Source organism: Streptomyces albus subsp. albus, from assembly GCF_000725885.1.
In the GTDB taxonomy this organism is placed as follows: Bacteria; Actinomycetota; Actinomycetes; order Streptomycetales; family Streptomycetaceae; genus Streptomyces; species Streptomyces albus.
Map to the genome: position 1 here is coordinate 36,949 of NZ_JODR01000017.1, position 21,999 is coordinate 58,947.

The window sequence follows — 21,999 nt, forward strand, 5'->3', positions numbered from 1 at the left end:
GCCGCAGTCTCCGGCCCCGGGAAGGATCTCCCAGTGCGCACACCATCGTTCAGCCGCCACGTTCGCAAGTCCGTCGTCATCACTTCGGCAGCCCTTATCGGCATGATGGGGGTTCCGTACGCCTATGCCTCAGCACAGCCCTCTCATACGCCGACGACAGCAGCGCAGAAAATCGTCGGCAAGGACAAGTACGGAAAGTGGACCTCTTCCGGCCCTCTTCGGACCAAGTGCCGGTTCTACATCGCTCTCTCCGTCGGGAAGACGGCATACGCTGCAGGCCAGGGCCACTGCAAGAGCAAGCAGGCACAGGTTGTTGTCGCCGCAATCAGCGTCAACAACAAGAAGGTGAAGCACACTGTGAAGCGCGGCTGGTCCAAGGGGGTATACACCAAGGCGGTCAAGGTCAAGAACCCCAAGGGGAAGCAGAAGATCTGCGCGTTCGGCTGGCTCAACCACCCCACTGACGACACCCCGGTGAAGCGCAGCGAAGCCAAGGTCTGCATCAAGCGCTGAAATACTGCTGGCCACAGGGTCCGGGTGGGACGGACTGTTCCGTCCCACCCGGACCACTCGTTTCCCGCGAACAGTCAAGCAGCTCGACTTGACGAACACTGTAGGTAGCCGGAGACTTACGGAGACCGTTCAGAGAGCAAAACCGGGGGGGCTTTTTCTTGACCCTTGAACAAGATTCCTGCGGCTCCGTCACGCCTAGATCGTACACCAACCTGCCACCTACACCGGTGACACCAGGAGATCCGGCCGGCATCGAGAATCTGACACGCCGGGAGCGGGAAGTACTCCTACTCATCGAAACAGGGGCTACAAACAGGTTGATCTCGCAAACTCTTGGCATCTCCGAGCGAACCGTGAAAGCCCATTTTGCGAGCATCATGAAGAAAACGGGAGTCACCTCACGCTCCCAGGCGGCAGTGTTCGCCTATGCGAACTACCCCCAGATACGACAAAAGGTGATCTGACACGTCCCAGTGTTCGTTCATGATCTTCCGGGAGTCCGGTCACCACCACCGAACTTCCGGAAGATCGGGCTCCTTCCAACACATCCCGCATCCGGCACGCTGCGTAAAAAACGGCTTGATCACCCCTGCATAAACATGGCTCAAGTGGGTAGCCGCGCGCCCATGGCTCCAACGAAGAACAAGAGCGTCAGCGCCGAAAGATCGATGGGCCGCCGCTCCCTGCTCGCCGGGATGGCCTCCCTCGGCGCCCTCGGAGCACTGGGCACAGCCGGATGCAGCCGCGTGCCCCCGGAAGGGAAAGTGGAGGGAGGGAACCTACTGGACAAACTGCGCCACCAGGGCAGCGTCCGCATCGGTATCGCCAACGAACCGCCATTTGGATATGTGGACAAGGACGGCGAACCGACCGGAGAAGCCCCGGCCATCGCCAAAGTTATCTTCGAACGCCTCGGGGTCGGGGAAGTGAAGCCCATTCCAGTGGAGTTCGGGGCGCTCATACCCGGGCTCAAAGCCCAGCAGTTCGACGTCGTTTCAGCCGGGATGTACATCAACTCGACACGCTGTGAGCAGGTCCTCTTCGCAGACCCGGACTACATCATGCTCGACTCCTTCATCGTGAAGAAGGGGAACCCGCACGGCATCAAGACGTACAAGGATGTCGCGGAGAAGGGTCTCAAACTCGCAACGGGAAAGGCTTACGCGGAGATCGACTACGCCGCAGACGCAGGCATCAAGGAGCCACTGATCCTCCCCGACCAGGTGGCGGGCCTCGACGCCGTCGCTCAGGGGCGGGTGGATGCCTTCGCCGGCACGAACGTCACGGTCAAGGGCGTTGTGAAGAACTCACCGCGCGTGGAGGCCACACCGGCGTTCCAGCCCATGATGGGCGGGAAACCCGCCTACGGGGCAGGCGGCTTCGCGTTCCGCCTCTCGGAGAAGAACTTCCGGGATGAGTTCAACAAGGAGCTCCTCAAACTCAAGGCGAATGACTTCGAAGAGCTGCTGAAGATCGTGAAGCCGTTCGGCTTCGGCAGACCCGAGATGACCCGCAAGACTGCGAAGGAGCTTTGCGGATGATGACCTCAGGGATGTTCACCAACTGGTTCCTGCCGGGCATCTGGGTCACCATTCAGGTCACCGTGTTGAGCGCGGCCCTCGGTGCATTCATAGCGTTCACCATCGGCTACCTACGCACATCCAGGCTGTGGATAGTTCGTTTCCTCTCCGGCGCCTACGTCGAAATATTTCGAGGAACTTCGGCGCTCGTCCTGATGTTCTGGATGTTCTTCGCACTGCCGCTTCTCGGATGGCAACTCCTTCCCATGTGGGCAGGAGTCAGCGCGCTCGGTCTCACCTATGGCGCCTACGGCTCGGAGATCGTGCGAGGCGCCCTGGCAGCCGTCGCACCAGCTCAGCGGGAGGCCGGCATAGCATTGAGCTTCACACCCATGCAGCGCTTTCGGAGGATTGAACTCCCTCAAGCGTGGCCGGAGATGATCCCGCCCTTCAACAACCTTCTCATAGAGCTGCTGAAGGGAACGGCGCTCGTCTCGGTCATCACGGTGGCCGACATGACCTTTGCGGGGAACCTTGTCCGGCTCGGCGAAAACAAAAGTGCACCGATCTACAGCCTGCTTCTGGTGCTTTATTTCATTATGGCCTTTGCCATCACGCGAGGTATGCGGGTTGTGGAGCGACACGCACGAGCCGGGGTCGGCCAGGCTCCGCCGAAGAAGGGCCTCTTCTCTTCACGCAAGGCGCCCGTCGACAACCTGACTCCGGCCGACGCAGCTTCCACAGGGGGTACTGAATGAGCTGGGACTGGAACGTCGTCGAGGACTTCATGCCCCGCTTTTGGGACGGGGTCCTCGTCACACTGCAGGCCCTGGTCATGGGATCCCTCATAGCCTTCACTCTTGGGCTCTTCTGGGCTCTCGCTCAGCGCTCCCGGCGACGATGGGTCAGTTGGACGGTGTCCGGGGTTACCGAGTTCATCCGCAGTACCCCGCTGCTGGTCCAGTTGTTCTTCCTGTTCTATGTGGTTCCCGAGTGGGGCCCGTCCATGTCGCCTCTCACCACCGGCATCATCGGTCTGGGGCTGCACTACTCCACTTACACCGCCGAGGTCTACCGCGCCGGTATCGACGGGGTACCGACCGGCCAGTGGGAGGCCGCCACCGCGCTCAGCCTGCCCACCGCTCACACCTGGCGTGCCGTAATCCTTCCGCAGGCCATCCGCAGAGTGGTGCCGGCCCTCGGCAACTATGTCGTCGCCATGCTGAAGGACTCCCCGATGATCGCGGTTATCGGCGCCTTCGAGATGCTCGGAGAGGCGCAGGCCTACAGCAATGAGACCTTCACGACTGAAGCCATCACCGTGATCGGCATCGCCTTCATCCTCATCGCCTACCCGGCATCCCTGCTTACGCGAGCCCTGGAGCGTCGTCTTGTCCGTTGAGAACACCCCGAGCACCGCTGCCCAGGAAGCCGCGAACCCGGCGGTCGACGGCAGCGAGCTGATCAGATTCGAGAACGTCACCAAGCGCTACGGCAGCAACGTGGTGCTGGACAGCCTCTGTTTCGACGTGGCATCCGGCAAACACGTGACGCTCATCGGCCCGTCGGGGTCGGGCAAGACCACGATCCTGCGGCTGCTGATGACGCTGGTGAAGCCCGACGAGGGCACTATCAAGGTGGCGGGCGAGTACCTGTCGCACGAGGAGCGGAACGGCAAGCTGGTGCCGGCGGGCGAGCGGCACTCGCGCGAGGTGCGCAAGAAGATCGGCATGGTCTTCCAGCAGTTCAACCTGTTCCCCAACATGAAGGTGCTGCGCAACATCACCGAGGCGCCGGTGCATGTGCTGGGCCTGTCCAAGGACGAGGCGGAGCAGCGGGCCCGCGAGCTGCTGGAGCTGGTGGGGCTGACCGACCACCTGGACAAGTACCCCAGCCAGCTGTCCGGCGGCCAGCAGCAGCGGGTGGCCATAGCGCGGGCGCTGGCGATGCGCCCCCAGGTGCTGCTGCTGGACGAGGTGACCTCGGCGCTCGACCCGGAGCTGGTGGCCGGCGTGCTGGACGTGCTGCGGGACATCGCGCACTCCACGGACATCACCATGCTCTGTGTGACGCACGAGATGAACTTCGCCCGGGACATCTCCGACGACGTGCTGATGTTCGACGCGGGCCATGTCATCGAGTCGGGTTCGCCGGAGAAGATCTTCAGCGACCCGGAGCACGAGCGGACCCGGGAGTTCCTCAGCGCGGTGCTGTGAGAGGGCTGCTCCCCTGTGCGCCCCCGGGCGCACAGGGGAGCGCATTCAGGGGCGCATCCAGCCTTACGGCATATGCCGAAAGCGGCGAGAGCCCCGTGTTCCGGCGTGCCCGGCCGCTATCGTGGTCCTACTGCCGCACTTTTGTGACCGCGCGCGGTCGCGACGGTGCAGACGGTCACAACCCCAGGGGGGACACCGTGACGTTAGGACAACGCCCCGCGGGCCCGACCGAGGAGCCCGAACGGGAGCCGGTCACGCCCTTCGGCTCGGTGCGGTACGCACTGCGGGTGCTGGAGTCGGTCGCCCGGCACCGGGACGGCGTCCGGGAGGAGACGATCTCCCGCGACGCGGAACTGCCGCCCGTCCATCTGGGCCATCTGCTGCGGATGCTGTGCCGCGAGGGCTATCTGGAACGGCGGGAGGACGACAGCTACGTCGTCGGGGACGCGCTGGTGATGCTGGGCTCCGGCGTGCAGCGGGCCCGCGCCCTGCGCGAACGGTTGCAGAGCACCCTGGACGAACTGCGCGACGCGGTCGGCGCCGCCGTCTACTTCGGCCGCTACCAGGACGGTGAGCTGGAGAGCTCCCAGGTCGCCGACGGCCCCACGACCCCGGCGGTCAACCAGTGGGTGGACTTCCGCTCGGCCGCGCACGCGACGGCGATCGGCAAGTGCCTGCTCAGCCAGCTCGACCACGACCGGCGGCTGGATCACCTGGCCCGGCACAAGACGCCCCGGCTCACCTCGCGGACGATCACCGACAAACGGCTGCTGCTGGACGCCCTCGACCGGCAGCCGCCGACCGTCCCCGTGCTGGACCTCCAGGAGTACGCGGTGGGCACGGTCTGCGCGGCGGTACCGGTGACGGCCGGCTCCGCGGTGAGCTGTCTTGCGCTGTCCTTGCCGGTCACCGAGGCGCACCGGCTGCGCAGGGCCGCCGAGATGCTGAGCGAACGCGCCGCACCGGTGATGCTCTCGCTCGCCCTGTGAGACGGACCCCTGTGAGACGGACCCCTGTGTGGGGAACCCTGTGAGACGGAACACGTGAGGCCGACCAGGCGAGACGGGGCAAGCCGCAGGAAGCGAGCCGGGCGGGACGGGCCGTATGAGGCGGACCACACCGTCGGCGGGCCGCGCCCGGAGGCCCCACGGGCCCGTACCGCACATCCCGTCGTCCCCCGGGGTGCGCTTCCACGTTAAAGACCGCGGCCCCCTTGGTGACCAAGGGGGCCGCGGTCTGCTGTACGCCGCCAGGGACTCGAACCCCGGACCCGCTGATTAAGAGTCAGCTGCTCTAACCAACTGAGCTAGCGGCGCCCGTCTGCCGTTTCCGGCTGACGACAGAAATACTACCCCCTCCTGAGGGGTGCTCGGGACCACCTGCCGGGGCCGCCGCACCCGGTCACCGGCTGTGTACGCGGCGTCAGACCGGCAGGCTCAGTCCGGGCTGCCGGCGGCGCAGCGAGCCGGCCATCAGGAACAGCGCACCGGCCAGCGCCCAGGCCCCCATCACCAGCAGCGGGGTGGTGAGGCCGTGGCCGGAGAAGTAGACGATGTTGCGTACGGCGGTGGTCCCGGCGCCGGTGGGGATCCACTCGCCGATGGCCCGCCAGAACGGCGGGATCAGATGCGACTGGAAGGCGCCGCCCGCGCTCGGGTTGCCCAGGACGACGAAGATGACCACGGCGATCCCGATGCCGACGATCCCGCAGAAGGCCTCCAGCGCCATCGTGACGGCGGCCGTGCCGAAGACCAGCAGCGCGCCGAGCCACCACAGCTCCACGAAGTGTCCGGGCAGGGCGTCCAGCACCGGGTCGACGATGATCGCGCCGCCCAGCCCGGAGAGCACCGAGTAGACCGCCACCCCCGCCAGCCGCAGGGCTCCCACCGCCGGCCGGTCCGGCCGGGTGCCGGCCACCACCCCCAGCAGGGAGGCCAGCAGATAGCCGCCGACCAGCCAGCCCACGATCAGGTAGAAGGCGGTCAGGCTCTCGTAGTCGCGTTTGCCCGCGGGGGTGACGTCCACCACCTTCACCTGGCGGCCCTGGTCGGCGGCCACGCCCTCGGCGATCCGGCGCAGCGCCTGGGCCTGCGGGCCGCCGGCGGCGGAGGCGGTCAGCAGGGTGTCCTGGCGGCCCCGCGGATTCATCAGATAGGCGCCTTCGGCGTCGCGCCGCTCGATGCGGTCGCGGGCCGTCCGCTCGTCCTTGACGACGGTGGGGTCGAGCGGGTGGCCGGGCAGGTTGTCGAGCCGCTCGGCGGCCTGCTGCGGCGCGACGACGGCGACGGGGATGCCCTGCGGTTCGGGATGGTGGAAGGAGCCGATGTAGGAGAGCAGGAAGCCCAGTTGGACCAGGAGCACGCCGACGACGAGCGCGAGGGTCCCGGGGGTGAGCGCGCCGCGGGCTCCGGCGCCGGAGGTGGCGTTGTGCATGGCCCCAATCCCTTGTGGATGTCCGGACGGGCAGGGTGCCCATGGTGTGGATCTCCCATCCATACCGCATCGTCCGGTTCATCCCCCGCTGTCGGGGCTCCGGCGTGCCGTGGCGGGCCCGGCGCGTGGCGGACGGGCCGGGTGTGGGCGAGACTTCGCCCCATGCCCCCGTTGCTGACGCGTCCGGCGCTCACCCGCGCCCTGCTCGCCCGCCAGTTCCTCCTCGAACGGACCCGGATGCCCGTACGGAATGCCGTCGAGCATCTGGTCGGCCTCCAGGCGCAGGCGCCGAAGCCGCCCTACTTCGCCCTGTGGAGCCGGCTGGACGGCTTCGAGGCACAGGAGCTGTCGCTGCTGCTGCAATCCCGCGAGCTGGTGCGGCTGAGCGTGATGCGGGGCACCGTGCACCTGGTCGGCGAACGGGACGCGCTGTGGCTGCGGGCGCTCACCCAGCCGCTGCACGAGAGCATGCTGCGCCGCACGTACGCCAAGCGGCTGGGCGGCGAGGACCCGTGGCGGGTGGCGGAGGCGGCGCGTGAGCTGCTGGCCGCCGAGCCGCTGACGACCGCACAGCTCGGCGTCCGTCTCCAGGAGCGCTGGCCGCATCTGGAGGCGCGGGCGCTGGCGATGACCGCGCGCTATCTGCTGGCGCTGGTGCAGTTGCCGCCGCGCGGGCTGTGGGGGCGGTCCGGGCAGCCGGTGGTGGACACCGTCGAGAGGTGGCTGGGGCGTCCGCCGACGCGCGAGGCCCGGGTGGAGACGATGGTGCTGCGTTATCTGGGCGCGTCCGGGCCCGCCTCCGTGCAGGACGCGCAGACCTGGTCCGGGCTCACCCGGCTCGGCGAGGTGCTGGAGCGGCTGCGGCCCCAGCTGCGGGTCTTCAAAGACGAGGCGGGGCGCGAGCTGTTCGACCTGCCCGAGGCGCCGCGCCCCGACGCCGAACTCCTGCTGCCGGTGCGCTTCCTGGCCGAGTACGACAATCTCGTCCTCTCGCACGCCGACCGCTCCCGCGTGCTGGACGAGCCCGTCCGACGGCACCTGGCCACCAGGAACGGCCAGGTGCCGGGGACCTTCCTGGTGGACGGGCGGGTGCGCGGCATCTGGAAGGCGGACACCACGCGGCGGACGGCGGTCTTGACCCTCACCCCGTTCGGGCCGCTGCCCGAGGCGGCGACGGCGGCGCTGGCCGAGGAGGGGCAGCGGCTGCTGGCCTTCGCCACCGACGGGCGTCCGGGGCCGCACACGGTCACCTTTGCGGCGCCTGTCGCGGCCGGTTCCGCGTAGCCGACCGCCGCCGCGCGGCGTGGCCGTTTTCGATCATTTCGGGATCACGTGTGAACGGCCGCGTTCGATCGCGGAGAACCCCACCACGCGACGGCCACGATTCGATGACTCGTCCATCACATCCGGCGCCGCCATAACGCCCCAACAGCGCCAAACCGCCCCTTCCGGCCTTGCGTTCGTGTGAGAAGTCAGACAATCTGACGTGCGGTTATCGATCGGTCCGCACAGCGCCGGGGGAGCGCGGCGGCTCGCACGCATGATCGGACCATCACAGCGGAACCGCCACCCGGCCCGGAGCAGTCCTCTGCCCGCGGCCGGAGTATGCCGCGCCCGGACCGGGGGACCGAGGACGCGGGCCAGCACGAGGCACGCAGCGCGCTGCGTGCGGGGGGAAGGTCTCATGACGACGCCGCCGATGGGTGCCCGGCAGCCGCAGTCAGCGCCACCGGAGGGCCAGGACCCGACGCAGACGACCCGGCTGCGCGTCATCAGACCGCCCCGCGCCCCCTCCCCGCACCCCTGGGAGCGGCGCGCGCCGCGCTACGACTACGAGCACTACAGCCGGCTGGCCGGCCCCCTCACCCAGCCCGATCCCGGCCGCCCCTACCGGGTGCGCTACCGCAGCCTGCTCGCCGACGAGCCGCACCGCTTCCGGGCCGCCTTCCTGCTGTGCCTGGCGCCGCTGCTGTCCGCCGGGCTGCTGGTGTGGCTGATGCAGCCGGCGCACTGGACCCGCCGCGACGCGGGCGAGGTCTCCGACCTGGTGCTCAAGCTGGACGTCGTCATGCTCGTCTCCATCGGGCTGATCGAGCTGTTCCGCACCCTGAACGTCATATCCAACGCCCACGCCACCCTCGTGGCCCGCGACCCGATACCCGTGGTGCCCGAGGCCGGCACCCGCGTCGCCTTCCTCACCTCGTTCGTGCCCGGCAAGGAGCCGATCGAGATGGTCACCAAGACCCTGGAGGCGGCCGTACGGGTACGGCACCGCGGCACCATGCACGTATGGCTGCTCGACGAGGGCGACGACCCCGAGGTCAAGGAGGTCTGCCGCCGGCTGGGGGTGCACCACTTCTCCCGCAAGGGCGTGGCCAAGTGGAACACCAAGAAGGGCGCCTTCCGCGCCAAAACGAAGCACGGCAACTACAACGCCTGGCTCGACGCGCACGGTGACGACTACGACTTCTTCGCCGGCGTGGACACCGACCACGTGCCGCTCCCCAACTACCTGGAGCGGATGCTGGGCTACTTCCGGGACCCGGACGTGGGTTTCGTCATCGGCCCCCAGGTCTACGGCAACTACGACAACTTCGTCACCAAGGCGGCCGAGAGCCAGCAGTTCCTCTTCCACGCCCTGATCCAGCGCGCCGGCAACCGCTACGACGCGCCGATGTTCGTCGGCACCAGCAACGCGGTGCGCATCACGGCCCTCAAGTCCATCGGCGGCCTCTACGACTCGATCACCGAGGACATGGCCACCGGGTTCGAGATGCACCGCCACCGCAACCCGGCCACCGGCAACAAATGGCGCTCGGTCTACACCCCCGACGTGCTGGCCGTCGGCGAGGGACCCAACGCGTGGACGGACTTCTTCACCCAGCAACTGCGCTGGTCGCGGGGGACGTTCGAGACGATCCTGGGCCAGTACTGGCGCGGCTTCGGCACCATGCCGCTCGGCAAGTTCTTCAACTACACCATGCTGATGATCTTCTACCCGATCTCGGCGCTCAACTGGATCCTCGCCGCCCTCTCCTGCGCCCTCTTCCTGGGCATGGGCGCCTCCGGCGTACAGATCGACCCCGCGGTGTGGATGGCGCTGTACGGCAACGCCACCGCCCTCCAGATCGGGCTGTACCTGTGGAACCGGCGGCACAACGTCTCCCCGCACGAGCCGGAGGGGTCCGGCGGGCTGGCGGGCATGCTGATGTCCGCGCTGTCCGCGCCGATCTACGCCCGCTCCCTCCTCGACACCGTGCTGCGCCGCAAGAGCAAGTTCGTGGTCACGCCCAAGGGCGACTCGGCCAGTCCGGACACGCTGTTCGGCACCTTCCGCATCCATCTGTTCTTCATCGCGGTGTTCGGCGGCTCCTTCGTCGGCTCGCTGTTCCTGGGGCACGACCATCCGGCGATGCTCACCTGGGCCGGGCTCGCCCTGCTGATCACGGCGGCGCCGATCATCGGCTGGCGCGTCACCGTCCGGGCGGAGAAGAAGCGGCGCCGCTCACGCCGGCGCGCACGGCGCGCGGACGGGGCGCAGGCCCCCGCGCCCGCCCCGGTCGCGGGTCCGGCCCCGCTGCCCGCCCACTCCCCTGACCAACACGTGCACCTCTCCTTTGGGGGACGCGAAGGATGACCCGAACGATGAACACCCGGTCGAGTCGCCGGCGGGCCCGCCGCCGCTCCAGGAACCGCCGCGTCAAACGGCTGACGATCGGCACGGTGGTCGTGGTCGCGATAGCCGGCTTCAACGGCCCGGCGCTGTACGGCTTCGCCTCCGAGACGTACCACACCTACGAGATCAACCGGCCCGAGTACAAGGCGGCCAAGGGGCACTGGCAGATCGTCGACATCCCCGAGAAGTACCGCATCAACACCATCCACGCCGCGCTGCTGCACACCGGCAAGGTGCTGCTGGTGGCCGGCTCGGGCAACGACGCGAAGAACTTCCGGGCCAAGACGTTCCGCACCGTGCTGTGGGACCCGGCCAAGAACACCTTCAAGAACATCCCCACCCCCAACGACCTGTTCTGCTCCGGGCACAACCAGCTCCCCGACGGCAAGCTCCTGGTCGCCGGCGGTACCCAGCGGTACGAGACGCTCAAGGGCGATGTGAAGAAGGCCGGCGGGCTGATGCTCGTCTACAACGAGAACCCCGACCGGGCGAAGATGCTGCCCAAGGGCACCCGGTTCACCGGCCGCGAGAACGGCCGGACGTTCATCGCGCAGAGCGCCGTCAACCTGCCGCCCGCCAAGAAGATCAAGGACCCCGAGACCGGCAAGGTCACCACCAGCGCCAGCGTCTCCCGCGTCTACGCCGAGGCAGCGCGGGAGGGCCGCAAGTACCAGACCGGCACCCAGGACCAGTACCGGGTGAGCGGACTGACGGGGTCCTGGAAGCACGACGTCTACGGCATCGCGCAGAAGATGTCGTTCGACAAGAAGGACTTCCAGGGCATCAAGGACGCCTACGAGTTCGACCCGGTCGCCGAGCGGTACATCACCGTCGATCCCATGCACGAGGCCCGCTGGTACCCCACGCAGGTCACCCTCCAGGACGGGCGGGTGCTGACCGTCTCGGGGCTGGACGAGATCGGGCAGGTCGTCCCCGGCAAGAACGAGATCTACGACCCGGAGACGAAGAAGTGGCGCTACCTGCCGAAGAAGCGCTTCTTCCCCACCTACCCCGGGCTGCACCTGATCGGGGAGAACCGCCTCTTCTACAGCGGCACCACCGCCGGCTACGGCCCCGCCGACAAGGGGCGCACCCCCGGCATCTGGAACATCGAGACCAACAAGTTCACCCCCGTCCCCGGCATGAGCGACCCGGACGTGCTGGAGACGGCGATGTCCGTGCCGCTGCCGCCCACCCAGTCGCGGAAGTTCATGGTGCAGGGCGGGGGCGGCGTCGGCGAGTCGCCCAAGTCCACCGACCGCACCCGCATCGTGGACCTCAGCTCCGACGAACCCCGCTTCCAGGACGGCCCCCGGCTCTACGAGAAGGTCCGCTATCCGACCAGCGTGATCCTGCCCGACGACACCGTGCTGACCACCAACGGCTCGGCGCAGTACCGCGGCAAGAGCGACAGCAACGTCCTCAAGGCCGGCATCTACCACCCGGACAGCAACCGCTACGAGGAGGCCGCCGCCCCGCTGGTCGGCCGCAACTACCACTCCGGCGGGCTGCTGCTGCCCGACGGGCGCGTGATGACCTTCGGCTCCGACTCGCTCTACTCCGACAAGGCCAACACCAAGCCCGGCGTCTTCGACCAGCGCATCGAGATCTACACCCCGCCCTACCTCAACAAGGGCAAGAAGCAGCCCGACCTGCAAGACGTCGGCGCCGCCCGCAAGACCGTCTCCCTGGGCGACACCGTCCGCTTCCGGAGCGAGGACGCCTCCTCCCTCAAGAAGCTGCGGCTGGTGCGGCCCGGCTCCTTCACCCACGTCACCAACGTCGAGCAGTCGTCGGTGGAGCTGCCGCTGCGCGCCTCGGAGGACGGCACGCTCACGACGAGCGTGCCGGACGACCCCTCGCTGGTCACGCCCGGCTGGTGGATGGTCTTCGCGGTGGACGCGGACGGCATCCCCTCCGAGGCCCGCTGGCTGAAGGTGGAGGTCGATCCGCGGGCCGCGCACACCACCGTCACCCGCGGGGACCCGGACGAGTGAGCACCGGGCCGCCCCGTCCCCTGCCGCCCGCCGCGGACACGGGACGGGAGCGGCCCGGGGTCAGCCGCCGGCGCGCCGGGCCAGATCCAGCGCGTAGGAGGGCCACCAGTGACCGGCGCGGGGGCCGCCGCGGCACTCGCCGTCCGACTCGCCCGGCCGTTTGATCCACAGGTAAGCGTCGACCAGCCGGTGCCCGGTGCGCACCGTCGGCGCCTCGCCCAGCGCCCGGCCCGGCGGGTTGCACCACGCCTGGCCGCCGCCCCCGGAGGCGGGCCCGTTGCCGTTGCGGCTGGTGTCGATGACGAACGGCTTGTTGCCGACCTTCGGCGACAGCTCCTTGCCGTAGGCGATGTTCGAGGCGGTCGTCTGGTAGTTGGAGACGTTCAGCGAGAAGCCGTCGGCGCTCGCGATCCCGGACCGGCGCAGCGGCTCGACGAGCGCGCCCGCGTCGCGGATCCAGTCGGGGTTGCCCGCGTCCAGGTAGACCGTGGTGCGCGGCAGCCGTTTGAGGCGGGTGACGGCCTCGTCGAGCAGGCCGTAACGCTCCTCGGCGTCGGGCTGTTCCGCACAGTCCCCCGCCACGGCGTGGGCGACGGCGTCCGGTTCCACGATCACCGTGGCGGCCCGCCCGCCGATGCCTTCGGTGACCTCGCCCAGCCACTGCCGGTAGGCCGCCGCGTCCTGGGCACCGCCCTTGCTGTACTGGCCGCAGTCGCGGTGCGGCACGTTGTAGAGGACGAGCAGCGCGCTGCGGCCGGCCCCGGCCGCCGCCTTGGTGACGCGCTCGGTCCGGCCGCGCGGATCGTCGGGGCCGATCCAGGTGGCGGCCGGCTGCCGGGCGATCCGGTCCATGTGCGCGGCCCGCTCGCTGTCGCCGTCCGCGCGGTAGGCGGCTGCCTGGCGTGCCGCGTCGCTGCGCGGGTCCACCCAGTAGGGGGCCACCGCCTTGGGGCGCTGGCGCACGGTGGACGCGGCACCGGACGCGTCGTCGTCCCCGTCCTGCCCCGCCGAACAGCCGGCCAGCAGCATGGCGCCGGCCAGTGCGGCCGTCAGGCGCCGCGCGCTGCCGCGGGCCCGTCCCCCGTGCGGCGGCGGGCCGCCTCTCCTGCCGTACATCCACGCTCCCTCGGGTGTACTCCGCCGCGTCCGGGACCGGTTGCGGATGCGCGGCGGCACAGAGTGAGCGCTCATCGTGCCACACGGCCGGTGCGCGGCCGGATCCGTACCGCCGCCCCCGGGGCGTTGTTGACAGTGCTCGGACAGGCTGGGAGCCTCCGGGACGGCACATTTCCCTGCCGAGGCGACAGAGCGCAGGAACCCGGTGCGAATCCGGGACGGTCCCGCCACTGTGACCGCACGGACGGCGACGTCCGCGCGGGAGTCAGGAACTGACCTGTCGCCCGACCACCGATGGGGCGTGGAAACCCCAGAAGGAGGCACACGCGGATGTCCCCGCACACCCCTGGCACGACCGCTCCCGGCGCCGCATCCCCCGGTGCCGCCGCCCATCCGGCGACGGTCAGGACCCGTGACTGGCTCGTCGTCGCGGCTGCCGCGATCGTCGCGCTGATCGCGCTGTACGCCGTCTTCGTCGACAACGGCAACCTGATCCCGGCCACCGGCTCGTACCTGCACGAGTTCGCCCACGACGGACGCCATCTGTTCGGCGCCCCCTGCCACTGACCGGGAGGCCGCACCGATGTCCGTCACCACCGGGCCGACCCCGCCCTCGGCCCCCTCCCGCCCCACCGCCCCCTATCCCCTGCTGCCGCTGCTCGGCCGTGGTCTGGCCGCCGGCGGACTGGCCGGGCTCCTCTCCGGGCTGTTCTCCCTGCTGCTGGCCGAGCCGCTGATGGACCGGGCCATCCGGCTGGAGGAGCAGCGGTCCGCCGCCGCCTCCCACCACGGCGGGCACAGCCACGCCGCCGAGGCCGAGGAGCTGTTCAGCCGGGGCACCCAGCACCTCGGGCTGGTCGTCACCGCCGTGGTGGCCGGTCTGGCGCTCGGGGTGTTCTTCACCCTCGCGCACGCCCTGGTGCACCGCACCGCGCCGCAGACCGGAGACCGCGCCTGGCAGCGGGCCATGGGGCTGGCCGGCGCCGGGTTCCTGGCCCTTTCCCTGCTGCCCGCGCTGCGCTACCCGGCCAATCCGCCCGGGGTCGGCGACGGCGGCACCGTGACCGAGCGGCAGGCCCTGTGGCTGGCCGCCCTCGTCATCGGCGTCCTGGGCATGGTCCTGGCCCGCCAGGTGCATCTGCGGCTCGGGGCCGCAGGCCACGGGCTGCCGGCCCGCCAGACGGGGGCCGCGCTCGCGGTGGCCGCCACCTTGGCGGCGCTCTTCCTGCTGCCGGACAACCCCGATCCGGTGCCGGTGCCCGCAGACTTGCTGTGGGACTTCCGGGTGCTGTCGCTGGCCTCCCACGTCATCCTGTGGGCCGTGCTGGGCGCCCTGTTCGCCGCTCCCGCCCTGCGGCGGCGGCGCACCCCGGCGCCGGCCTGAGAGGGCCGGCGAGGGGCGGCGTCCCGCACCCCGCGGCCCTTCCCGTCCGGTGTCCCGCTCCGCACGGAGCGGGACACCGCTCTCAGATGCGGTCCACCAGGTCGGCGATCGAGTCGACCACGCTGGAGGGCCGGTAGGGGTAGCGCTCGATCTCGTCCGGGCGGGTCAGCCCCGTCAGCACCAGGAACGTCTCCAGCCCGGCCTCCATGCCGGCGCGGACGTCGGTGTCCATCCGGTCGCCGATCATCGCGCTCGTCTCGGAGTGCGCGCCGATGGCGTTGAGGCCGGCCCGCATCATCAGCGGATTGGGCTTGCCGACGAAGTACGGGTCCTGGCCGGTCGCCTTGGTGATGAGGGCCGCGACCGAACCGGTGGCCGGCAGGGCGCCCTCGGCGGAGGGGCCCGTCTCGTCGGGGTTGGTGGCGATGAACCGGGCGCCGTCGTTGATGAGGCGGATCGCGCGGGTCAGCGCCTCGAACGAGTACGTCCTGGTCTCGCCCAGCACCACGTAGTCCGGGTCGGCGTCGGAGAGGACGTACCCGATGTCGTGCAGCGCGGTGGTCAGCCCCGCCTCCCCTATCACGTAGGCGGTGCCGCCCGGCCGCTGGTCGTCCAGGAACTGCGCGGTGGCCAGCGCCGACGTCCAGATGTTCTCCGTCGGCACGTCCAGGCCGATCCGGGACAGACGGGCGTGCAGATCCCGGGGGGTATACATCGAGTTGTTCGTCAGCACCAGGAACGGCCGGCCCGACTCCTTGAGCCGTTTGATGAAGGAGTCGGCGCCGGGGACGGGGATCCCCTCGTGCATCAGCACACCGTCCATGTCGGTGAGCCAGGACTCGATCGGCTTGCGCTCTGCCACGGGTGGGCTCCTGCCAGTGTCGCGGTGGTCCGGCCGGCGGGGACGCGGCCCCGGACACCGGGGCACGGAACCGGCCGCCGCCGCTCAGCGTAGCGGCAGCGGCCGGTGACGGTCAGCCGAGGCGACGCGTCACCGGACGGCGGGACGGACGGGTGCCGGGGCGGGGGCCCGGGGCCCGGGGGCTGGGGCCGGAGCGCCGAAGTCCGGGGGCAAGTGCCGACGCCGGGAGCCGGCCGGGTGCCCGGGACCGGTCATCCGGGGGCACGCTCCCGGATCGACGGCGGGGCCGACGGACGCCGGGGCCGGGTGCCCGGGGCGGGGGTCCGGGGCGGGGGCCCGGGCGTCCGCGCCGCCGCTGAGGGGGTGGACGGTGCCGTGCGGGGGTCAGCTGCCTGTGGCGTGCTGCCAGTCGGAGACGTAGGAGTCGAGGTGGGTGGCCACCTCGTCCCAGTCGGCACGGAAGACCTCGACGCCCTTCATCAGCCGGGCCAGCTCCTTGGCCTTGTCGTCGGTGGCCTCGATGTCCTCGCGGACGGTGAAGCCGCCGCCGATGGACGAGACCTCCCGCTGCGGACGCTCACCGAGCAGGAAGTCCAGCAGCTTCTTGGCGTTGCCCGCGTGCGGGGCGCCCTTGACCAGGCCCGCGCTGTAGGGCAGCGCGAACGTGGTCGGCGCCTTGCCCTTGCGGGCGGCGGGGAACCAGATGCCCAGGTTCGGCATCGTCTCGGCCTGCGCGTAGTTCATCTGCACGTCACCGTTGGCGACCAGCAGTTCCCCCTTGTCCACCTTCGGGGCCAGCTTGCTGGTCGAGGAGGAGGGGCCGACGTTGTTCTTCTGGAGCCTGCCCAGGTAGTCCATGGCCGCCTTGCGACCGCCGAAGTCGTGGACGGCCTTGATGACCAGCGCCGTGCCGTCACCGGCCACACCCGGCGTCGAGTACTGGAGCTTGTCCTTGTACTTGGCGTCCAGCAGGTCCTCCCAGGTCGTGGGCGGCTTCGGCAGCTTTTCGGTGTTGTGGATGAATCCGAAGTAGTTGTTCACCAGCGGCGTCCAGTGCCCGTTCGCGGGGCGCTGGTCCTGGGGGATGTGGGCGGCGCCCTCGGGCACGTAGCGGGCCAGCAGGCCCTTGCTGTCGGCCTGCTGGATGAACGGCGGCAGGGTGACCAGCACATCGGCCTGGGTGTTGTTCTTCTCCCGGTCGGTGCGCTGCACCATCTCGCCGGAGCCGCCCTCCACGTACTTGACCTTGATGCCGGTCTTGCGCTCGAACGCCTCGAACTGCTCGTCGTACCAGCCGTTTCCGGTCTCCCCCTTGAGACCGTCGGCGCTGTAGACGGTGACGACCTTGTCGTCACCGGACGCGGCGGAGCCGGTGCCGCCGCAGCCGGTGGCGGCCAGCGCGGTCACCGCCAGCACGACGGCGGCGGGAGAGTGCGCACGGACACGGGTGCACGGGGACATGAGGGAGCAACCTTTCGGGTGTGCGGACGTAACCGGCTGCGGGCCGGCGGCCGGTCTCAGCGGTAGGAGGCCCGCGTACGGACGCGGGAGACGGCGAACAGCACCAGGGAGGTGGCCGCCATCAGGACGACCGCCAGTGCCGAGCCGGTGAACAGGGAGCCCCGGTCGGTGGCGGCGAAGATCTGGACGGGCAGCGGCATCCAGTCCGGCGGGTAGAGCATCATGGTGGCGCTCAGCTCGCCCATCGACAGGGCGAAGCACAGCCCGGTGGCCGCCGTCAGCGAGGGCAGCAGCAGCGGCAATTTCACCCGGAGCAGCACGTACCACGGCCGGGCGCCCAGGGAGGCAGCCGCCTGTTCGTAGGCGGGGTCGAGCCGGGCCAGTGCCGCCGAAACCGACTGGTAGGCGAACGCCGTCACCAGCACCGTGTGCGCCAGCATCACGATCCAGCGGGTGCCGTTGAAGGCCACCGGCGGCCTGCTGTACGCCACCAGGACGGCCAGGCCGACCACCACAGACGGCACCGCGACCGGCAGCACGAACAGCGCGTCCAGCACACGCCGCACCCAGCCGTGCCGGGCCGCCGACGCGGCCGACAGCGCCGCCCAGGTACCGATCACCAGGGCCAGCACGCTGGCGAGCAGTGCCGTTTGCAGGCTGACGCCGAGTGCCGCCAGCGATTCGCCGCGCGTGGCCGCCGCGTAGTGCTCCACCGTGGACCCGGAGGGCAGCACGCCGCTCCAGTTGGTGGCGAACGACGCCGCCACGATCACCAGCAGCGGCACCGCGAACAGCGGCACGAACAGCACCGCGAAGCAGATCCACGCCGCCCAGCGGCCCTTACGCGAGTGCACCAGCACGACGGCTGCTCCTTCCGGTCCCGCCGGTCCTGCCGGCCCTTCCGGTGACGTACCGGTAGAGGGCGTACAGCCCCACCGACAGCACGACGTTGACCGTGGCCACACAGCAGGCCGCGGTGTAGTCGGAGGAGAGGATCGCCTTGCTGTAGACCAGCATCGGCAGCGTCACCACGTCCTTGGCCCCCGTGAACAGCACGATGGCGAACTCGTTCAGACACAGCACCAGCACCAGGCTCCCGCCCGCCATCAGCGCCGGCCACGCCTCCGGCAGGATCACCCGGCGCACGATCCGCGCCGGGCGGGCGCCCAGTGACGAGGCCGCCTCGATCTGTCCCGTCTCCACCTGCGCGAACGCCGCGAGCAGCGGGCGCATCACGAACGGCGTGAAGTAGGTGATCTCGGCGAGCAGTACGCCCCACGGCGTCGTCAGGAACCGGAAGGGGCCCTCCTCGGCGCCGGTGACGCCCGTCCACAGTCCGTTGGCCATGCCCACGGTGCCGTAGACGAACAGCAGGGCCAGGGTGATCAGGAACGAGGGGAACGACAGGAACACATCGACGAACCGGGCCACGCCCCTGCTGCCCGGGAACGGCACGAACGCGACGACCAGCGCGAGGACGAAGCCCAGGACGACACAGCCCACCGTAGCCCCCACCGCGAGGGCGACCGTGGTGACCAGCGCGTCCGTGAACGCCTGCGAGGCGAACACCTCGCGGTAGGTGCCCGTGCCCCCGCGGAAGCCCTCCACGACCACCAGCGCCAGCGGATAGAGGAAGATCACCGTCAGTACGAGGAGGGGCGGCAGGCACCACAGCAGGCGCAGCCCGGATCCGCCGGCCCGGCGGGACGGGCCCGCGCCCCTCGTGCGCGGGGGAGCCGCCCCGGTGCCCGGCCGCTCCGCCGTATCGGACGCGGACGCGGCCGGCGCCGCGGGGCCGGTGGACGCCGGGGCCGTCCGCGGGGAGGCCGTCGCGGCCGGTCGGGTCTCAGTCATCGACCAGCACCCCGTCCCGGACGGCGAAGGAGAGCGGCACCTCGGCCCCCACGGCAGGCGGCTCGGCCGTCTCCGGGAGCTCCGCCACGACTTCCCGGCCCGCCACCTCGACGGCCACCCGGTGCGTGGCGCCCCGCCACTGGACAGCGGTCACGGTGCCCCGCAGCACGTTGGCGGCCTCCTCCCCCAGGGTGATCCGGTGCGGCCGGACGCACAGGGTGGCCTCGGCCCCGGCGGACGGCGCCGGTGAGGCGACCTTCAGCCGCGCGTCGCCGAACCGCACCGTGCCGCCGGGGGCGCCCACGACCGGCAGCAGGTTCGCGGCGCCCACGAAATCGGCCGTGAAGGTGCGCCGCGGCGCCCGGTAGAGCTGCTCGGGCGTACCGACCTCCCGCAGCCGGGCCCGGTCCATCACGGCGACCCGGTCGGCCAGCGTCAGCGCCTCCACCTGGTCGTGGGTGACGTACAGCACCGACACGTCCGGCAGTTCGCGGTGCAGCCGGTCCAGTTCGGCGAGCATCCCGCTGCGCAGCCGCGCGTCCAGCGCGGACAGCGGCTCGTCCAGCAGCAGCACACCGGGCCGTACGGCCAGCGCGCGGGCGATCGCGACCCGCTGCTGCTGGCCGCCGGACAGCTCCCGGGGATGGCGCCGGGCGTAGTCGGCCATCCCCACCATCTCCAGCGCCTCGGCGACCCGCGCCGCGATCTCGCCGCGCGGCGTCCTGCGTGCCTTGAGGCCGAAGGCGACGTTGTCGGCGACGCGCATGTGCGGGAAGAGGGCGTAGCTCTGGACGACCATGCCCACGTCCCGCGCGTGGGGCGGCAGACCGGTGACGTCGCGGTCACCGATCAGCACCCGGCCGGCGGCCGGCCGCACGAACCCGGCGACGGCACGCAGCGCGGTGGTCTTCCCGGAGCCGGAGGGCCCCAGCAGGGCCATGACCTCGCCGGGCTCGACGGTCAGGTCGAAGCCGTCGAGGACGACCGTCCCGTCGTAGGCGACGGTCACCTCCTCGAAGCGGATGCCGCTGCGCCGCGCCTCACTCATCGCGGCTCTCCGCGGCGGCGAGCAGGGAGGGCAGGGCGGTCACGGACGGCAGTACGTGGGTGGCACCGGCGGCGCGCAGGGTGTCGGCGTCGTGGGCGCCGGTGAGCACCCCGGCCACGACGCCCGCCCCGGCGCGGCGGCCCGAGCGCATGTCGTAGGCGGTGTCGCCCGCGACGGCGATCCGCCGCACGTCGTCGGCGGCGCCGGTGCGCAGCAGCGCGGCGAGCACCAGATCGGGGTGGGGACGGCCGCGCCCGTGCGGGCCGGTGTCGGCGGGGCACAGGGTGGCGGCGACCAGATCGCGCCAGCCGAGCGCGTCGAGGATGGCGTCCTGGGTGACGCGGGCGAAACCGGTGGTCAGCACCACGGTGCGGCCGTCGGCACGGAGCTGTTCGATGGCCTCCCGCGCGCCGGGGACCGGTGCGCAGTGCCCCTCGGCGACCAGCCGCCCGTAGGCGCGTTCGAACTCGGTGTTGGCCCGGTGCGCCCGCTCCTCGTCGCCGCCGGCCAGATGGCGGAAGACGGAGATCTTCGACTCGCCCATGGTGGCCCGGACGTGGTCGAGCATCGCCGCGAAGGCCGGGGTGCCGCTCTCGGTGCCCAGCGGGCCGGCCGCCGCCGCGAAGGCCCGTTCGACCAGGCCGTCGTCGGCGACGGTGGTGCCCGCCATGTCGAGCACCACCAGTGTGGTGGCCCCCGCGTCGGCTGCCGTGGTGCCGGTTGCTGTCGTCACTGTGTTCACCAGCCCAGTTCGTCGGCGGTACGTTCGGCGATGGCGGGCGAGCAGGTCATGCCGCGCCCGCCGGGCCCGGTCACCAGCCAGGTGCCGGGGCGGCCGGGGACGGGCTCCCGCAGGACGACCCGCCCCGGATCGGTGCACTGCGCGTACACCCCGGCCCAGCGCCGGCGCACCGGCGGCAGCCGGCGGCCCAGCAGCCGTTCGGCCACCTGTGTCAGATGCCGGTAGGGGTCCTCGTCCACGTCGAACGCGAACGGTGTCGCGTACTCGTGGGTGTCCCCGATGGTCAGCGAACCGTCCGCGCGCTGCACCATGAGCAGCTGCATCCGGTGTTCGGCGGCCACGGGCGGCTGCGGCTGGCCGGCGGTCAGCGCGTCGAGGGCGGGGCCGCCGTAGGCCGGGTAGTAGCGGAAGCTGTCGGCGTCCGCGACGGAGGTGGTCAGCTTCTCGTCCAGCGGTGCCGTCTGCATCATCTGGAGCCGCACCCGCCGCACCGGCGCCTCGGGCACCAGCTCCCTGACGAGTCCGCCCAGCCAGGCGCCGGTGCACAGGACGACGGCGTCCCCCTCGTGGACCTCCCCCCGGTCGTCCCGCACCGCGGCGGCGGCAGCACCGGGACGCGGGGCGAGCACGTCGCGGACCTCACGCCCGCCGAGGAAGGCGTAGCGGCCGGCGGCATCCTCACGCAGCGCTTCCTGGAGCGCGCGCTGCGCGGTACGCGGCTCCACGGCCGCGTCCCGCTCGCACCACAGGCCGCCCAGCAGCGCGCTGCCGCGCAGCGCCGGGTTCAGTTCCCGCACCTGGTCCGCGTCCAGCAGGTGGTAGCCGCGCCGGGCGGCGTCGGGTCGCTCCGCCGCCGCCCGGGCGACCGCCAGCTCCGCCTCGGTGGTGACGGCGGTGAGGGACCCGCCCGCGCGGAAGCCGAGTGCCGGCACCCGGTCGCCGATCTCCTCCCACAGTTCGCGGGCCCGCAGGGCCGCCTCCAGCTCGGGGCCGTCCGCCCGGCCGCCGACCCAGACCAGGCCGAAGTTGCGCACCGAGGCGCCACGCGCCTGCTCCTCGCGTTCGAGGTGCACGACCTCGTGCCCGCGCCGCACCGCCTGCCAGGCGTGCATGGTCCCCAGCACGCCCGCTCCCACAACTATGACTCGCATGGGGCCGACCCTCGCGGGCCGCGATG

Annotated in this window: 21 protein-coding genes, 1 tRNA gene and 1 riboswitch; of the genes, 12 read left to right on the forward strand and 10 right to left on the reverse strand. The window is 70.8% G+C overall.

Features of this window, described 5'->3' with window-relative positions:
• Window positions 1-33: 33 nt before the first annotated feature.
• From IO40_RS37690 to IO40_RS0120095, 7 genes are all read left to right on the forward strand, one after another.
• Window positions 34-513 carry a hypothetical protein gene (locus tag IO40_RS37690; RefSeq protein WP_137016919.1) on the forward strand — a complete coding sequence of 160 codons (480 nt, stop codon included), beginning with the start codon at window positions 34-36 and terminating at the stop codon, window positions 511-513.
• 227 nt (window positions 514-740) lie between these two features.
• On the forward strand, window positions 741-977 hold the full coding sequence (locus tag IO40_RS36030; protein WP_234315563.1) for a response regulator transcription factor: 237 nt from the start codon (window positions 741-743) through the stop codon (window positions 975-977).
• A gap of 162 nt (window positions 978-1,139) precedes the next feature.
• The gene (gene ehuB / locus IO40_RS0120075) at window positions 1,140-2,054 is read left to right on the forward strand and encodes an ectoine/hydroxyectoine ABC transporter substrate-binding protein EhuB (protein WP_031175858.1); all 915 of its coding nucleotides are present in this window, start codon (window positions 1,140-1,142) and stop codon (window positions 2,052-2,054) included.
• Window positions 2,051-2,791: an ectoine/hydroxyectoine ABC transporter permease subunit EhuC gene (gene ehuC / locus IO40_RS0120080; protein WP_033230198.1), complete on the forward strand. Its 741-nt coding sequence runs from the start codon at window positions 2,051-2,053 to the stop codon at window positions 2,789-2,791. The genes ehuB and ehuC overlap by 4 nt, the downstream gene beginning before the upstream one ends.
• Window positions 2,788-3,435, forward strand: coding sequence for an ectoine/hydroxyectoine ABC transporter permease subunit EhuD (ehuD, locus tag IO40_RS0120085; RefSeq protein WP_030407238.1), 648 nt, complete (start codon window positions 2,788-2,790; stop codon window positions 3,433-3,435). The genes ehuC and ehuD overlap by 4 nt, the downstream gene beginning before the upstream one ends.
• Window positions 3,425-4,249, forward strand: coding sequence for an ectoine/hydroxyectoine ABC transporter ATP-binding protein EhuA (gene ehuA, locus IO40_RS0120090; RefSeq protein WP_016469145.1), 825 nt, complete (start codon window positions 3,425-3,427; stop codon window positions 4,247-4,249). The genes ehuD and ehuA overlap by 11 nt, the downstream gene beginning before the upstream one ends.
• Before the next feature lie 197 nt (window positions 4,250-4,446).
• Window positions 4,447-5,238 carry an IclR family transcriptional regulator gene (locus tag IO40_RS0120095; protein WP_041968969.1) on the forward strand — a complete coding sequence of 264 codons (792 nt, stop codon included), beginning with the start codon at window positions 4,447-4,449 and terminating at the stop codon, window positions 5,236-5,238.
• Between the two features lie 253 nt (window positions 5,239-5,491).
• On the opposite strand, the gene IO40_RS0120100 is transcribed toward IO40_RS0120095, so the two are convergent.
• Together IO40_RS0120100 and IO40_RS0120105 are read right to left on the reverse strand one after the other, a co-directional pair.
• Window positions 5,492-5,565: transfer RNA gene (locus IO40_RS0120100), tRNA-Lys, on the reverse strand.
• A 106-nt stretch (window positions 5,566-5,671) separates the two neighbouring features.
• The gene (locus tag IO40_RS0120105; protein WP_031175861.1) at window positions 5,672-6,682 is read right to left on the reverse strand and encodes an ABC-2 transporter permease; all 1,011 of its coding nucleotides are present in this window, start codon (window positions 6,680-6,682) and stop codon (window positions 5,672-5,674) included.
• Between the two features lie 162 nt (window positions 6,683-6,844).
• On the opposite strand from IO40_RS0120105, the gene IO40_RS0120110 reads away from it, so the two are divergent.
• From IO40_RS0120110 to glxA, 3 genes are all read left to right on the forward strand, one after another.
• On the forward strand, window positions 6,845-7,966 hold the full coding sequence (locus IO40_RS0120110) for a winged helix DNA-binding domain-containing protein (RefSeq protein WP_031175862.1): 1,122 nt from the start codon (window positions 6,845-6,847) through the stop codon (window positions 7,964-7,966).
• Window positions 7,967-8,366: 400 nt separating this feature from the next.
• Complete coding sequence (locus IO40_RS0120115) at window positions 8,367-10,319, forward strand: glycosyltransferase family 2 protein (RefSeq protein WP_016469149.1); 1,953 nt, start codon at window positions 8,367-8,369, stop codon at window positions 10,317-10,319.
• An 8-nt stretch (window positions 10,320-10,327) separates the two neighbouring features.
• The gene (gene glxA, locus IO40_RS0120120) at window positions 10,328-12,355 is read left to right on the forward strand and encodes a radical copper oxidase GlxA (RefSeq protein WP_016469150.1); all 2,028 of its coding nucleotides are present in this window, start codon (window positions 10,328-10,330) and stop codon (window positions 12,353-12,355) included.
• 60 nt (window positions 12,356-12,415) lie between these two features.
• Here the strand turns inward: glxA and IO40_RS0120125 are convergent, their stop codons facing one another.
• The gene (locus IO40_RS0120125; protein WP_031175864.1) at window positions 12,416-13,471 is read right to left on the reverse strand and encodes a glycoside hydrolase family 6 protein; all 1,056 of its coding nucleotides are present in this window, start codon (window positions 13,469-13,471) and stop codon (window positions 12,416-12,418) included.
• Between the two features lie 195 nt (window positions 13,472-13,666).
• Window positions 13,667-13,746: riboswitch (cobalamin riboswitch) on the forward strand.
• Between the two features lie 55 nt (window positions 13,747-13,801).
• On the opposite strand from IO40_RS0120125, the gene IO40_RS0120130 reads away from it, so the two are divergent.
• Both IO40_RS0120130 and IO40_RS0120135 read left to right on the forward strand, forming a co-directional pair.
• Window positions 13,802-14,038, forward strand: a complete 237-nt coding sequence (locus IO40_RS0120130; protein ID WP_016469152.1) for a CbtB domain-containing protein — start codon at window positions 13,802-13,804, stop codon at window positions 14,036-14,038.
• Between the two features lie 16 nt (window positions 14,039-14,054).
• Complete coding sequence (locus IO40_RS0120135) at window positions 14,055-14,855, forward strand: CbtA family protein (protein WP_016469153.1); 801 nt, start codon at window positions 14,055-14,057, stop codon at window positions 14,853-14,855.
• A gap of 82 nt (window positions 14,856-14,937) precedes the next feature.
• On the opposite strand, the gene IO40_RS0120140 is transcribed toward IO40_RS0120135, so the two are convergent.
• From IO40_RS0120140 to IO40_RS0120170, 7 genes are all read right to left on the reverse strand, one after another.
• Entirely contained in the window at window positions 14,938-15,717 is a 780-nt protein-coding gene (locus IO40_RS0120140; RefSeq protein WP_016469154.1) for an HAD-IIA family hydrolase, read from the reverse strand.
• A 384-nt stretch (window positions 15,718-16,101) separates the two neighbouring features.
• Window positions 16,102-17,178 carry a 2-aminoethylphosphonate ABC transporter substrate-binding protein gene (locus tag IO40_RS0120145; protein WP_031175865.1) on the reverse strand — a complete coding sequence of 359 codons (1,077 nt, stop codon included), beginning with the start codon at window positions 17,176-17,178 and terminating at the stop codon, window positions 16,102-16,104.
• A gap of 56 nt (window positions 17,179-17,234) precedes the next feature.
• The gene (locus IO40_RS0120150) at window positions 17,235-18,038 is read right to left on the reverse strand and encodes an ABC transporter permease subunit (RefSeq protein ID WP_031175866.1); all 804 of its coding nucleotides are present in this window, start codon (window positions 18,036-18,038) and stop codon (window positions 17,235-17,237) included.
• A complete protein-coding gene (locus IO40_RS0120155; protein WP_016469157.1) occupies window positions 18,019-19,032 on the reverse strand; it encodes a 2-aminoethylphosphonate ABC transporter permease subunit in 1,014 nt (337 codons plus the stop codon). Before IO40_RS0120155 ends, IO40_RS0120150 begins: the two co-directional genes overlap by 20 nt.
• Window positions 19,025-20,080 carry an ABC transporter ATP-binding protein gene (locus IO40_RS0120160; protein ID WP_016469158.1) on the reverse strand — a complete coding sequence of 352 codons (1,056 nt, stop codon included), beginning with the start codon at window positions 20,078-20,080 and terminating at the stop codon, window positions 19,025-19,027. Before IO40_RS0120160 ends, IO40_RS0120155 begins: the two co-directional genes overlap by 8 nt.
• On the reverse strand, window positions 20,073-20,822 hold the full coding sequence (locus IO40_RS0120165) for a phosphonatase-like hydrolase (RefSeq protein ID WP_016469159.1): 750 nt from the start codon (window positions 20,820-20,822) through the stop codon (window positions 20,073-20,075). The genes IO40_RS0120160 and IO40_RS0120165 overlap by 8 nt, the downstream gene beginning before the upstream one ends.
• The gene (locus IO40_RS0120170; protein WP_016469160.1) at window positions 20,819-21,973 is read right to left on the reverse strand and encodes a TIGR03364 family FAD-dependent oxidoreductase; all 1,155 of its coding nucleotides are present in this window, start codon (window positions 21,971-21,973) and stop codon (window positions 20,819-20,821) included. Before IO40_RS0120170 ends, IO40_RS0120165 begins: the two co-directional genes overlap by 4 nt.
• Window positions 21,974-21,999: the final 26 nt, after the last annotated feature.

What these genes read in the sequence shown, in the direction of transcription:
- IO40_RS0120135 (WP_016469153.1), top strand. Translation starts at nt 14,055, where the DNA reads ATGTCCGTCACCACCGGGCCGACCCCGCCCTCGGCCCCCTCCCGCCCC.
- IO40_RS0120110 (WP_031175862.1), top strand. Translation starts at nt 6,845, where the DNA reads ATGCCCCCGTTGCTGACGCGTCCGGCGCTCACCCGCGCCCTGCTCGCC.
- IO40_RS0120125 (WP_031175864.1), bottom strand. Translation starts at nt 13,471, where the DNA reads ATGTACGGCAGGAGAGGCGGCCCGCCGCCGCACGGGGGACGGGCCCGC.
- IO40_RS0120170 (WP_016469160.1), bottom strand. Translation starts at nt 21,973, where the DNA reads ATGCGAGTCATAGTTGTGGGAGCGGGCGTGCTGGGGACCATGCACGCC.
- IO40_RS0120130 (WP_016469152.1), top strand. Translation starts at nt 13,802, where the DNA reads ATGTCCCCGCACACCCCTGGCACGACCGCTCCCGGCGCCGCATCCCCC.
- ehuB (WP_031175858.1), top strand. Translation starts at nt 1,140, where the DNA reads ATGGCTCCAACGAAGAACAAGAGCGTCAGCGCCGAAAGATCGATGGGC.
- IO40_RS0120145 (WP_031175865.1), bottom strand. Translation starts at nt 17,178, where the DNA reads ATGTCCCCGTGCACCCGTGTCCGTGCGCACTCTCCCGCCGCCGTCGTG.
- IO40_RS0120160 (WP_016469158.1), bottom strand. Translation starts at nt 20,080, where the DNA reads ATGAGTGAGGCGCGGCGCAGCGGCATCCGCTTCGAGGAGGTGACCGTC.
- ehuD (WP_030407238.1), top strand. Translation starts at nt 2,788, where the DNA reads ATGAGCTGGGACTGGAACGTCGTCGAGGACTTCATGCCCCGCTTTTGG.
- IO40_RS0120115 (WP_016469149.1), top strand. Translation starts at nt 8,367, where the DNA reads ATGACGACGCCGCCGATGGGTGCCCGGCAGCCGCAGTCAGCGCCACCG.
- glxA (WP_016469150.1), top strand. Translation starts at nt 10,328, where the DNA reads ATGAACACCCGGTCGAGTCGCCGGCGGGCCCGCCGCCGCTCCAGGAAC.
- IO40_RS0120105 (WP_031175861.1), bottom strand. Translation starts at nt 6,682, where the DNA reads ATGCACAACGCCACCTCCGGCGCCGGAGCCCGCGGCGCGCTCACCCCC.
- IO40_RS0120155 (WP_016469157.1), bottom strand. Translation starts at nt 19,032, where the DNA reads ATGACTGAGACCCGACCGGCCGCGACGGCCTCCCCGCGGACGGCCCCG.
- ehuC (WP_033230198.1), top strand. Translation starts at nt 2,051, where the DNA reads ATGATGACCTCAGGGATGTTCACCAACTGGTTCCTGCCGGGCATCTGG.